The sequence below is a fragment of the uncultured Salegentibacter sp. genome (genome assembly GCF_963972535.1).
Taxonomy (GTDB): domain Bacteria; phylum Bacteroidota; class Bacteroidia; order Flavobacteriales; family Flavobacteriaceae; genus Salegentibacter.
This window is the reverse complement of the sequence record NZ_CAXAVR010000083.1, coordinates 1-12,087: the sequence shown is the minus strand read 5'-3', so window position 1 is coordinate 12,087 and position 12,087 is coordinate 1. Positions and strand designations below refer to the sequence as shown.

14 protein-coding genes and 1 tRNA gene are annotated in these 12,087 nt (G+C 36.6%); 7 read left to right on the top strand and 8 right to left on the bottom strand.

All coding sequences use genetic code 11. The features are described from left to right. Window positions 1-218: hypothetical protein (locus tag AACZ30_RS10210; RefSeq protein WP_339649171.1), on the top strand; the 218-nt coding region annotated here is incomplete at its 5' end. Window positions 219-297: 79 nt separating this feature from the next. Here AACZ30_RS10210 and AACZ30_RS10205 read toward each other — a convergent pair. The 6 genes from AACZ30_RS10205 to AACZ30_RS10180 form a co-directional block, all read right to left on the bottom strand. Next, complete coding sequence (locus AACZ30_RS10205; RefSeq protein WP_339649169.1) at window positions 298-1,110, bottom strand: MBL fold metallo-hydrolase; 813 nt, start codon at window positions 1,108-1,110, stop codon at window positions 298-300. A gap of 64 nt (window positions 1,111-1,174) precedes the next feature. Next, the gene (locus AACZ30_RS10200; protein WP_339649168.1) at window positions 1,175-1,633 is read right to left on the bottom strand and encodes a GNAT family N-acetyltransferase; all 459 of its coding nucleotides are present in this window, start codon (window positions 1,631-1,633) and stop codon (window positions 1,175-1,177) included. A gap of 76 nt (window positions 1,634-1,709) precedes the next feature. Then, window positions 1,710-2,075 carry a DUF1622 domain-containing protein gene (locus tag AACZ30_RS10195; RefSeq protein ID WP_075327510.1) on the bottom strand — a complete coding sequence of 122 codons (366 nt, stop codon included), beginning with the start codon at window positions 2,073-2,075 and terminating at the stop codon, window positions 1,710-1,712. Further along, the gene (locus AACZ30_RS10190) at window positions 2,072-3,070 is read right to left on the bottom strand and encodes a formimidoylglutamase (RefSeq protein ID WP_339649167.1); all 999 of its coding nucleotides are present in this window, start codon (window positions 3,068-3,070) and stop codon (window positions 2,072-2,074) included. The genes AACZ30_RS10195 and AACZ30_RS10190 overlap by 4 nt, the downstream gene beginning before the upstream one ends. Then, window positions 3,070-4,308 (bottom strand): imidazolonepropionase, encoded by a 1,239-nt coding sequence (hutI, locus tag AACZ30_RS10185; protein ID WP_339649166.1) that lies wholly within the window; start codon window positions 4,306-4,308, stop codon window positions 3,070-3,072. Before hutI ends, AACZ30_RS10190 begins: the two co-directional genes overlap by 1 nt. A 228-nt stretch (window positions 4,309-4,536) precedes the next feature. Then, window positions 4,537-5,592: an NAD(P)-dependent alcohol dehydrogenase gene (locus tag AACZ30_RS10180; protein WP_208226155.1), complete on the bottom strand. Its 1,056-nt coding sequence runs from the start codon at window positions 5,590-5,592 to the stop codon at window positions 4,537-4,539. A gap of 179 nt (window positions 5,593-5,771) precedes the next feature. Between AACZ30_RS10180 and AACZ30_RS10175 the strand changes: the two genes are divergently transcribed. From AACZ30_RS10175 to AACZ30_RS10150, 6 genes are all read left to right on the top strand, one after another. Further along, window positions 5,772-6,926 (top strand): PLP-dependent aspartate aminotransferase family protein, encoded by a 1,155-nt coding sequence (locus AACZ30_RS10175; RefSeq protein WP_208226154.1) that lies wholly within the window; start codon window positions 5,772-5,774, stop codon window positions 6,924-6,926. A 186-nt stretch (window positions 6,927-7,112) separates the two neighbouring features. After that, complete coding sequence (gene bshB1, locus AACZ30_RS10170; protein ID WP_208226153.1) at window positions 7,113-7,829, top strand: bacillithiol biosynthesis deacetylase BshB1; 717 nt, start codon at window positions 7,113-7,115, stop codon at window positions 7,827-7,829. Window positions 7,830-7,973: 144 nt separating this feature from the next. Then, window positions 7,974-8,049, top strand: a tRNA-His gene (locus AACZ30_RS10165). Between the two features lie 191 nt (window positions 8,050-8,240). Beyond that, window positions 8,241-9,014 carry a nucleoside triphosphate pyrophosphohydrolase gene (gene mazG / locus AACZ30_RS10160; RefSeq protein WP_339649164.1) on the top strand — a complete coding sequence of 258 codons (774 nt, stop codon included), beginning with the start codon at window positions 8,241-8,243 and terminating at the stop codon, window positions 9,012-9,014. Window positions 9,015-9,104: 90 nt separating this feature from the next. After that, window positions 9,105-9,335, top strand: a complete 231-nt coding sequence (locus AACZ30_RS10155) for a hypothetical protein (RefSeq protein WP_339649163.1) — start codon at window positions 9,105-9,107, stop codon at window positions 9,333-9,335. Window positions 9,336-9,338: 3 nt separating this feature from the next. After that, window positions 9,339-9,656 carry a type II toxin-antitoxin system RelE/ParE family toxin gene (locus AACZ30_RS10150; RefSeq protein WP_208226150.1) on the top strand — a complete coding sequence of 106 codons (318 nt, stop codon included), beginning with the start codon at window positions 9,339-9,341 and terminating at the stop codon, window positions 9,654-9,656. Between the two features lie 33 nt (window positions 9,657-9,689). On the opposite strand, the gene AACZ30_RS10145 is transcribed toward AACZ30_RS10150, so the two are convergent. Beyond that, complete coding sequence (locus tag AACZ30_RS10145) at window positions 9,690-10,316, bottom strand: class I SAM-dependent methyltransferase (protein WP_339649162.1); 627 nt, start codon at window positions 10,314-10,316, stop codon at window positions 9,690-9,692. A 10-nt stretch (window positions 10,317-10,326) separates the two neighbouring features. Beyond that, the coding region (locus AACZ30_RS10140; RefSeq protein ID WP_339649161.1) for a DUF349 domain-containing protein at window positions 10,327-12,087 on the bottom strand (1,761 nt) is incomplete at its 5' end.

Below are 12,087 nucleotides of genomic sequence, written 5' to 3'. Positions count from 1 at the left end.
ATTTATTAAAAAATATTGAACTTGATATTGAAGAAGAAGTGGTGGCAAATCTTGTAGTGAGTTTTAACGAAAAGAATGAAATGCAGGTGCTTTATGTGGGAACCGAGCATATACCCGCCGGGAAATTGATTAAAAAACACTTGAATCATAAAAAGATTAAGACCGTTTTAGATCCTTCCATCAAAAAATATAAGTTACCCATAAGATTAAAACCTTAGTTATTTTTTCAATCAAAAAATGTAAAAAACAAAAAACCCGGCTCATCACCGGGTTTCATTTTTTATAAAAGATTTGTATTTATTCTTCCTCTCTGTCAGGATACCATTCCGGCATCTCTACTTCAATATCCTTATTGCCTTCGTTTATCAATTCTTTAAATTTATCTACATCTGCAAAACCATCCTGACCTCTAAAATGGTAAGGAATTACCTTTTTAGGTGCAAATGCTAAAACTCCATCGGCAGCATCTTCAACCGTCATTGTGTATGGCAGGTTCATTGGGATTAAAGCAATCTCAATATTTTCCAGTTCCTTCATTTCAGGAATGTTTTCAGTATCTCCGGCAATATAAAGGCGTTGCCCGTTTTTTTCTACAACATATCCATTCCCGCGTCCTTTAGGGTGGTATGCTTCAGGATCTTCTGGAAGGTTGTACATTGGGATAGCTTCAATATAAAACTCAAGTACACGAGTTGTAGCACCATTTTCCAAAACCCTAACTATATCTTTCATTTCGTCAGGCATTTTGTCTCTTACAGCTTGCGGCACTATTATATAAGCTCCTTCTAAACTTAAAGCTTCCAGGGTTTCAATACTCATATGATCTCCGTGGATATCAGTAATTAAAACAAAATCTGGATCTTCTATTCCTTCAAAAGCTTCGGCACCACCAACAGGATCTATATAGAAAGTGGCATCGCTCCAGTTTACCGCGGCAGTAGCGTGAGATATGGGCTTAATGTCTATAGAAGCCGAATCAGCCTCCAGCACGTTCTTTTCTTTTCCGTAAGGATTTTCATTTAGTTTATTTTCAGCATCATTGTTTTTTCCTTCATTCTTGCAGCCGGTAAATAAAATTCCCGCTGCGAGTAAGGTGAATAAATATTTCATAGTTGATTATTTTACATTAAAATTAATTAACCTATACTAGAATAGCCTCGTTTTTTTCAAAATTTTATGCCAAATCCAGTCGCATTTTTATATCTCCACGGCTGTAAGGGTTATTTTCTCCAATAGAAATTTCTTTGAAGCCATACTTTTTATAGATATAAATTGCATTTTCAAGTTTTCGATTAGAAAAAATAATTAAATGATTCCAGCCCTGCTTTTTAGCAAAATTGAGGCTATGCTCCATTAATTTCTGTCCAATTTTTTTACCCTGATATTCGGGACTTACTGCCATTTTTGTTAATTCAAAGATGCCATCTTCAATTTTCATTAAAGCCACGCAACCAATAATTTCTTCCTCATCTTTTACGAAAAAGATATTTCCACCGGTTTCAATAATATATTTTTCGGGATTTCCCAGTACTTCTTCATCGTGGGGTTCTACCCAAAAATACTTTTCTAACCAGGCAAGATTTAAGTTTTTAAAATCTTTGGCGTAAGCTGAATTATAAGAGACAATTTCCATTTTTATGTAGCTATTTTTTTGAACAAAAATAGAATAATTAAGCTGTATTTTCTAAGCTCAAAAGCTGAATAAAGGTTTATTTCTGGCCTGTAGTACGATCTTTTGATTGTTTCCAGGGGAATTTCCCTTCTATTTCAATTTCCAAAGTAAAGCTTAAAAAGGTACGAATTAGGATTATAAGTCCTAGATTGAGAATTTGCTCCATTTCGGCTCCATACACCACGGTGGCAATAATATCGGCAGCAATTAGAATTTCAAGTCCAAGTAGAATTGCACGTCCTAATTCTTCTCTTATTTTTTGAAAGCTCCGTACTTTTTCTCCCTGAAGTTTAAATGCATACCTACCCAGGGCAAGAAAGGTTCCAATTACCATAACAAGAATTCCCACCACTTCTATTACCAGGGCAGTTAGTTTAATAAGTTCTTCTGCTGTATCTGTCATGCCTTCATAAAATCTGTTATAAAAAATGATAGAGCTTTTCCTACTTGCGCGTAATTTTCATCGCTGGGGGTGGCTTCGCAAATATGTAAGTATTTACAATTTTTTTCTTCGGAAGCAATTTGAAGAAAATTTCTAAGCATATTTAAAGCATAACCAGAAGGCGATTGTGCGCTAGATGGAAAATTTATAATGGCATCACAGTCCAGTTCCAGCCCAAAAGGCTGTTTGTTAATAAACTCCAGCTGGGAATTAAAAGCTGCCATTTTTCCCTGGTGGGTTTGCAAAATTAGATCTTCAAAAAGGTGGAATTTAATATTTGAAACCGAACTTATTTCGTCAAAAATATATTGTGGAGTATAATTTTTATGCAAACCGAAAATTGAATATTTCCCGAGGAAACCATCTCTTTGCGCGAAACTAAATCCATTGCCACTATGCCGGTGTTCCAACTTTCTTAAATCGGTATGGGCATCAATATTTAAAATATTTAGCGGTTTTTTTATGGCTTTAGAAGTGCCTTTAATATTGCCGTAAGCGTTGTTATGCCCGCCGCCAATAATAATTGGAATTTTCCCGGCTGAAATTATTTCCTCAACTAAATAACTTACTTTTTCGTCTATTTTTTCTACCAGGTCACCAAGTTTTGCATAATAATTTGGATCGGCTTCATCAATATTGGCTGCTTTTTGCATTTCGGTTTTGCAGTCAATTTCACCAAGTAAAATAATATTTTCTGGCGCTGTGAATTCATTATTTTGAATATTCAGCAACGAATTTAAGCAAGCTTCCCAGGCTTTTGAAGCACCGGCTTTTCCATGGTTAGCTCTAACGCCAATATCTTCGGGAATACCAAAAAGCACAAATTTTGCTTTTGTTTTTTTAAGATCATCCAGACTTTCTACAAAACCTATTTTTTCCCCAAACCGGGTTTCACCGTCACGAATGGAAATAAGCTTTTCTACCGACTTACAATTATAGATTTTTAAACCTTCCATTATTCTATCCTCTTTCCGTTAATAAAAACTGACTCTATAGAATTTGTGCCGAAAGCATAGGGCAAAAAGGTGTATGATGGGATTTTTCCTGTCAATATAAAATTAGCCTTTTTTCCTTTCGTGATACTCCCGTGGGTTTTGCTAAGTTCCATGGCGTATGCGCCGTTAATTGTAGCTGCGTTTATCGCTTCTTCAGGAGTCATTTTCATTTTTATGCAAGCCAGGGAAACTACCAAATTCATATTTCCGCTTGGTGTACTCCCGGGATTAAAATCGGTTGCTAAAGCTAATGGTAACCCAGAGTCCAGCATTTCTCTAGCGGGAGTGTAAGGAATGCTTAAAAATAGCGAGCAGGAGGGAAGCGCAACCGGCATTGTACTTGTTTCCTTTAAACTTTCAATATCTTCCGGGCGCATTACTTCAAGGTGATCAACGCTAAGTGCATCGTGTTCAATGCCGGCTTGAATTCCACCGATGGCATTAAATTGATTAACGTGTATTTTTGGTTTCAAACCGAATTTTTTCGCTGCAGAAAGCAGTTTATGGGTATCAGCTACGCTGAAATATCCTTTTTCACAAAAAATATCTATGTATTCTGCCAGGTTTTCTTCGGCAACTTTTGGTAAGATTTTTTCAATCACCAAATCCATATAAGCATCCGGTCTTTCTTTGTATTCTTTTGGAATAGCGTGCGCCCCTAAAAAAGTAGCTTTAATCGGAATATTATAATTTTGCTGAAGTTTCTTTATAACCCGAAGCATTTTTAACTCGCCTTCTTCGGTTAAGCCGTAACCCGATTTGATTTCTACCGCGCCGGTACCCAGTTTCATGACTTCTTCCAGGCGTTTAGCCGATTGTTGGCAAACCTCTTCTTCCGGAGTTTCCTGCAGGGTTTTAGCAGAGTTTAAGATTCCACCACCGCGATTGGCGATTTCCTCGTATGAAAGTCCGTTTATACGATCGGCAAATTCCAATTCCCTGTTCCCGGCATACACAATATGTGTATGAGAATCGCACCAGCTAGGCAGGATTATTTTTCCTTCAGCATCAATAGTTTTATCGGCATTGATTTCAGGTAAAGAATCCATTTCCCCGTAATCGGCAATCGTATCATCTTCAATAAGTAACCAGGCGTTTTTTATAGTTGGTAACTCCTTCATTTCAGCTCCAGATAGTTTATCTACCTTGTTTTCCCTTACCTGAAGTAGTTCTTTTATATTTATAAATAATTGTTTCATCGTGCTTAGTTTTTTGTCTGTTTTCTGCTGAAAATGCGCGTTAAACAAATATAAAAACTAAGCCGGGAAAACCGGCTTTTTCAGTAGAAACAAAAAAAGCTGACTGGGCAGGATTTCTAAGCGTCATCCTGAACCTGTTTCAGGATCTAACTTAATTAGAATTGTTATCATATTAGAAGCTGAAACAAGTTCAGCTTGACGATACCAACGTCCAGTCAGCTTTTCTTATTAATTCTTATTTTTTAGCGATTTCATATCAATCACAAAACGATATTTTACATCAGATTTTACAACGCGATCAAAAGCTTCGTTGATATTTTGCATATCGATCATTTCAATATCTGAAACAATATTATGTTCGCCACAAAAATCCAGCATTTCCTGGGTTTCTTTAATACCGCCAATCACCGAACCGGCAATTCGTTTACGTCCGCCAATTAATCCGCCACCGTGCACGGGATCCAGAGGTTCAATTGCACCCACCAGGACCATTGTAGCGTCTCTTTTTAATAAAGCGATATAAGGATTCATATCGTGACCAACCGGTACGGTATTCAAAAGAAAATCGAAACTTCCGGCTTGTTTTTTCATATCCTCTTCGTTTTTTGAAACCAGAACTTCATCAGCACCTAGTTTTTTGGCGTCTTCAGATTTGGAAGGGGAAGTAGTGATCATCACCACGTGAGCTCCTAAAGCAGAAGCAAATTTTACGCCCATGTGACCAAGCCCACCAAGACCAATTACGCCAACTTTATCACCTTTTTTTACATTCCAGTGACGAAGTGGTGAATAAGTAGTAATCCCCGCGCAAAGTAGGGGAGCGGTAGCTTTCGCGTCAATATTTTCAGGAATGCTAAGTACAAATTCCTTATCTACCACAATTTGTTCAGAATAACCTCCAAAGGTATGGCCGCCCAAATGTTTGTCTTTACTATTGTAGGTTAGCGTGGCGCCTTTTTCGCAAAATTGTTCGAGGTCTTCTTTGCAAGAATCGCATTCCTGGCAGGAATCTACCATACAGCCCACGCCTACAAGATCACCTTCTTTAAAATTACTTACGTTTTTCCCAACCTGGGTTACCCGACCAATAATTTCGTGGCCCGGTACCACAGGATATTTAGAATTTTTCCAGTCGTTTCTAACCTGGTGAATATCACTATGGCAAACTCCGCAATATTCAATTTCAATTTGAACATCGTCTGCGGTAATTTCCCTGCGTTCAATGTTAAGTTCTTTTAAATTGGCATCGCTGGCTTGCGCGCCGTATGCTTTTACTTCATTCATATCACTCATTTTTCTTAAAGATAAAGAATAGAAAAGCTAATATTAAATGCCTATCCTGGTTTAACTTAATTTAACTTCTGTTTGATTATGAAAGTTTTTAGGAATAGGAAACAGCCCAAAAACAAAGGACATTTAGAATATTTCTTTTTACATTAGGGCGAATTTTGAAAGCTTTAAAAATGACAAAAAAACATCCCGGAATAAATACCATTTGCACCCATAGCGGAGAACTGGAAGACAAACAATTTAAAGGCGCGGTTTCACCATTGTATATGGCTACATCTTATGCGTTTGAAGATGTTGAAGTGAAGCGCTATCCAAGATATTTTAATACTCCAAACCAAGTGGCTTTGGCTCAAAAAATGGCAGCTTTAGAACACGGGGAGGCAGCGTTGATATTTGGAAGCGGAATGGCAGCGGTAAGCACAGCGCTTATGGCTTTTGCGCAGAAGGGAGACCACGTGGTTTTTCAGAATACACTCTATGGCGGAACCAGTAATTTGATTACCGAAGAATTTGAGAAATTTGGATTGGAATATTCATTTACTAAAGATTCAAAACCCGAATCTTTTGAGGCTGAAATAAAAGAAAATACAAAGGTGATCTATATTGAAACACCGTCAAACCCACTACTTACTGTAACCGATATAAAAGCGATTGCCGAAATTGCCAAAAAGCACAATTTGGTAAGTATGATAGATAATACTTTTGCTTCCCCGGTGAATCAGAATCCTATAGATTTTGGAATTGATATTGTATTGCATTCAGCGACCAAATATATGGGTGGGCATAGCGATATTCTTGCAGGAACGGCGATTGCTTCTGAAGAGCATATAGATAAGATCTTTCAGCTGGCTAAGAATTTTGGCGGAAGTTTAAGTGATTTCACTGTATGGATGTTAGAACGTAGTTTAAAAACTATGGGATTGCGGGTAAAAGCCCAGAATGAAAATGCTTTAGAATTAGCTCGTTTCCTTGAAAAACACGAAGACATTTCCAGGGTTTATTATCCCGGTTTAGAATCGCATCCAGATCACGAACTTGCAAAATCACAAATGAAAGGTTTTGGTGGCATGATGTCGTTTGAATTGCGTGAGGGATTGGATTTTGATCTTTTTCAGAAGAAATTAAAATTGATAAAATCTTCAATGAGCCTGGCTGGAGTAGAATCTACGATCTTATCGCCTTCAAAAACTTCTCACGGCTTACTTTCTCCTGAAGAAAGAGAAGCCCAGGGAATAAAAGATGGCTTGATGCGATTTTCAGTAGGAATTGAAGAAAAAGAAGATTTGATGGAAGACCTGGAACAGGCGTTGAAAGGAGTTAGAGGGTAGAAGTACGAGATGTGAAGTTTGAACGTGAAAAATATCAAATGGTAAATTTCATTTTGAAACGTCATCCTGAATTTATTTCAGGATCTAACTTGTGCGAGAAAAAGAATTTCCTGAATAAACTTAACCTAAGGTGAGTTTGAACAAAATTAAGATTTCCGCCTGCGCGGAAATGACAAAATAAATACTATGAAACTAGATATATTAGCTATAGGCTCGCATCCAGACGATGTAGAATTAAGTTGTTCGGGCACTATTGCAAAAGAAGTAGACCGAGGAAAAAAGGTAGGGATTTTAGATCTTACTCGTGGTGAAATGGGCACGCGCGGCACTGCCGAAACTCGTGATAAAGAAGCAAAAGAAGCTGCAAAAATACTGGGCGTTTCAGTTAGAGAAAACCTTGAGTTTAGCGATGCTTTTTTTGAAAATAATACCGCCCACAAACTGGAAATTATAAAAATCTTACGAAAATATCGTCCCGAAATTGTTTTATGCAATGCAGTAGACGATAGGCATATAGACCACGGAAAAGGAGCGAAATTGGTAAGTGATGCCTGTTTCTTAAGCGGCTTACGTAAAATAGAGACTATTGTTGATAGGGAGAGTCAGGAGGCCTGGCGCCCAAAACACGTTTATCATTATATACAGTGGAAAAATTTAAAGCCTGATGTGGTAGTAGATATTTCGGGATATATGGATAAAAAGATGGAATCGGTGCTGGCTTATAGAAGTCAGTTTTACGATCAGGATTCTAAAGAGCCTGAAACCCCTATTTCCAGTAGTAACTTTTTAGACAGCATTAATTATAGGGCAAGAGATCTTGGTAGATTAATTAATACGGAACACGCGGAAGGTTTCACCGTAGAACGTTACCCGGCGGTAGATTCAATTTTCGATTTAATATAGATTGATTTTTAGTTTTTCCTAATTATTTAATTAGAAGCTTTTTAGCTGTATGTACAGGAAATAGCATTAAAATTCGTTCTAATATTAAAAATTTTTCTTTGGGAAATAGCTAAAATAACCTACATTTGCAACCGCAATTAAAATGGTGGTTGTAGCTCAGCTGGTTAGAGCGCCGGATTGTGGTTCCGGAGGTCGCCGGTTCGAACCCGGTCTTCCACCCCTTTATTCAAGCCTTCAGTTTTCTGAAGGCTTTTTTTATGCAGTGAATTTGAGGAACCTAAGATATTAAATTAGACGCTATGCTGAATTGGTTTCAGCATCCAAGTGGAATTAAACAAAAACTATTTTTTCTAATAAGACTTCCAAAAGCCTAAAATCAATCCTTATTTTTACAACACAAAAATTTCTACTATGAACTCCAGAGAAGAGCAATTAAAAGCATTTGATCGATTATTAACTATCATGGAAGAGCTAAGAGAGCAATGTCCCTGGGATAGAAAACAAACTATGGAATCGTTGCGGCATTTAACCATTGAGGAAACCTACGAGCTGTGCGATGCAATTTTAGATAATGATTTAGAGGAAGTACGAAAAGAATTGGGAGATCTACTGCTGCACCTGGTGTTTTATGCAAAAATAGGAAGCGAAACAAAAGAATTTGATATCGCTGATGTTGCTAATGGAATTTGTGACAAATTAATAGCCCGTCATCCGCATATTTATGGAGATGTAGAAGTAGCAGATGAAGAAGAAGTAAAGAAGAACTGGGAAAACCTGAAACTTAAAGAAGGTAAAACCAGCGTTTTAGAAGGAGTGCCGCGTTCTTTGCCGGCAGTGGTAAAAGCCAGTAGAATTCAGGAGAAAGTTGCCGGGGTTGGATTTGATTGGGAAAAACCGGAACAGGTATTTGAAAAACTTCAGGAAGAATTAGGAGAATTACAGCACGAAATAAATACCGAAAATAAAGATAAAATAGAAGCTGAATTCGGCGATGTTATGTTCTCTATGATTAATTATGCCCGTTTTCTTGGTATAAATCCTGAAAACGCTTTAGAACGTACTAATAAAAAGTTTATTACCCGGTTTCAGTATTTGGAAGGCAAAGCACAAGGACAAAATAAAGCTTTAAAAGATATGACTTTAGCTGAAATGGATGTCTTTTGGAATGAGGCTAAGTTGTTGTGAGATCCATATTTTTTTGAGAAAATTAATCTGGTTTTTAAGTAAATACCTATAAAATTGAAATTCTGTATCTTTGATAAAAAGCTTATTAAAATGGACTTACAAACAAGAAAGAGGAAGTTTATAAAGGAATTTTTGGAAATTGAAAGTGAAGAAACCTTAGAACGATTGGAAGTATTATTGAAGAAAGAAAAAGAAATTTCAGAGCGCAAATTAGACTTAATGAGTAAAGAAGAGTTAAACAGTAGAATTGAACGTTCTGAAATAGATTTTAAGAAAAATCGTTTTAAAACCAGTTCTGACTTGTTGACGAAATATCAATAAAAAATGAAGATAATTTGGTCTGAATTTGCTGAAATCCAAATTGACGAAATTTTTAAATTTTATGAAGAAGAAGCGAATTCAGTAATCGCAAGTAAACTTGTTCAGAATATTATTTTGGAAGCTGAAAAGTTAAAAGATTCACCCTACATCGGCCAGAAAGAATGGCGGCTTCAGGAAAGAAAAATTACCTATAGATATCTAGTTTATGCTCATTATAAGATAATTTATTCTGTACAGGAAAATCCTGGGTATATTAAAATTGCAGATGTTTTTGATACAAGACAAAATCCACCCAAAATTGGAAGAAGCAAAATTAGTTGAATAAAAAATACTTACATCTCAATCTTTTCAACCTTATTTTCCAAAAATAATCACCTTAGGATTAATTTTCAATGTTGAAAATCCCAGGTTATTTTTTATCCATTCCAGGCTTTTTGCAGTATAGAAAAAAACATGGGTACGATCGTTTTTATAATACCAGTTATTGAAATCTATTTCTTCAGAATAAATAGAGGTTTTACAATACAATTTTCCTCCAGCATTTAGTCGTTGGGCTAATTCGCTGAATTCACGTTTTGGTTCATAGAAATGTTCCATCACTTCACAACAAATAATAAAATCGTATGTAGCGTTTAATACGGTGGTATTCGGGTAAAAATAAGGATCGTATAAAGCAATGGAATATCCTTGTTTTTCAAGAATGTTTGCGGCAACCGGCCCGGTGCCACAGCCGTAATCCAACCCCGAATGTTTTGAAGTAAAATCCGTGAGAATTTGAGAGGTTATGGGGCTTACAAAATCCTGATAGCCGAGATCCTCTATGTCGTTATTGTGCGTGAGGTATCGTTTTTCTTCGGCGTTTTTTGAAATAAAGAAGTCGGGTAAAAGTTGAATGCCACCACAAGTGGTGCATTCAACAAATTCCCTGTTCTTACTTTTCCAGAATTCTTTGGTTGCACCTTCGCAAAGAATACATTTCATATCGCTTTTCTTAGTAAAGCGACTTGATTTTACGAAGTTTTTCTTTCCAAACTTCCAGTTGTTCTTTCTGGTCAGCTATATTTTTGTGTACTTCCTGTACCAACGGGTTATCATCATCTACATTAGAGAAAAACTGTAAGTTGTTTTCTAACTGTCTAATTTCAGCCTTTGTTTCCTCAATTTTCTTGGTAAGGAAATAATGCTCATTACGAAGCTTTTTATCATCGTCTGCATCATTTATAGCCTGTACTTTATTTTCGTATTTCAGCATTTCAGCTTTGGTGTGATCTACATCTAATTTATTGAAAAGCTGATCTAAAGCTTTATTGAATTTTCCTTCAATAAAACGCTTATTGTGAGGTACTTTTCCAAGATTTTTCCAGTCTTCAATAAATTGTTTAATCTTAGGTAGATCTTCTTTTTTATCGCCGGTTAGCTCTACAGATTTTACCTGCTCTAACAATTCTTTTTTCTTATCAAAAGCTTCAAATTCCTCTTTATTCTCATCGTCACGATTTTCGTGCATGCGTTCAAAATAATGATTGCAGGCAGCTTTAAATTGTTTCCAAACCTTGTCGCTATCTTTTCTTGGCACGTGACCAATCTTTTTCCAATCGGCCTGGATTTTCTTCATTAAAGGCGTTACCGTCTTAAAATCGTCGCTATCTTTATTTTCTTCAGCGATTTTAATAAGCTCTTTTTTCTTTTCAAGATTATCGTATTGCTGCTTTTTTAGGTTTTTGTAAAAAGCGTTTTTATTTCGGTTAAATCGGCGAACGGTTTGTTTGAAATCTGTCCAGGTTTCTTCGTTTTTACTACGTGGTACCTTCCCAGCGTTAAAAAATGCTTCCCGAAGCGCTTCAATTTCTTTAATTTTTTGTTGCCATTTATTGTGGCTTTTATACTCTTCGTCTGCGATTTCCCTAATTTTCTCAATAATAACCTGCTTGGCCTTCCAATTCTCCTCGTAACGCTCATCCATCGTACTAAAGAATTCCTGGCGCTTATCGTGAATTTGTTTGGTAGCACTGCTAAAACGCTCCCAAATATCTTCCCTAAACTCTTTTGCAACCGGTCCAAGTTCTTCTTTCCACATTTTGTGAAGCATTTGCAATTCCCTAAACGCACGGTTTACATCGTTTTCCTGCACCAGTTCTTCGGCACGGTCTATTACTTTTAATTTTTGATCGAGGTTGTGTTTAAAATCAAGATCGCGGAATTCACGATTTAAATGAAGGAAATCATAGAAATTCTCTACGTGATGGTGATAAGTATTCCATACATCGTTATATTTTTCTCGCGGAATAGGTCCCGCAACACGCCAACGATCCTGGAGCTCTTTAAAGTGCTTGTAAGTGGTATTTATATTTTCTTCAACATCAATTAGACCTTTTAATTCTTCAATAATTTCCAAGCGTTTGGCCAGGTTTTTATTAAGGTCTTGCTTTAGTTGCTTGTAGTAATTATTACGTTTTTCCCTGTAATCAAAATATAGTGAATTGAAACGTTTTTTTAGCGGAGTAGAGTAGTGGAAGTCTATAATATTCCCGCCTTCGGCAAGAAATTCCTCTTTTTTCTCCTCTTCTTCTTCGTTAAATTTCGCATTAAATTCAGCACGAATTTCAATTACGTGGTCTTTAATTGCCTGAACTTTTTCCTTTTTAAGCAAAGATTCAAATTCATCTGCCAGCTGTTCTTTGCTCATTGCGTGATAATCTTTCTTCGGAATATCATGCCGCTCAGCCTTAGTCTCATCTTCGCTGTCTTCTGC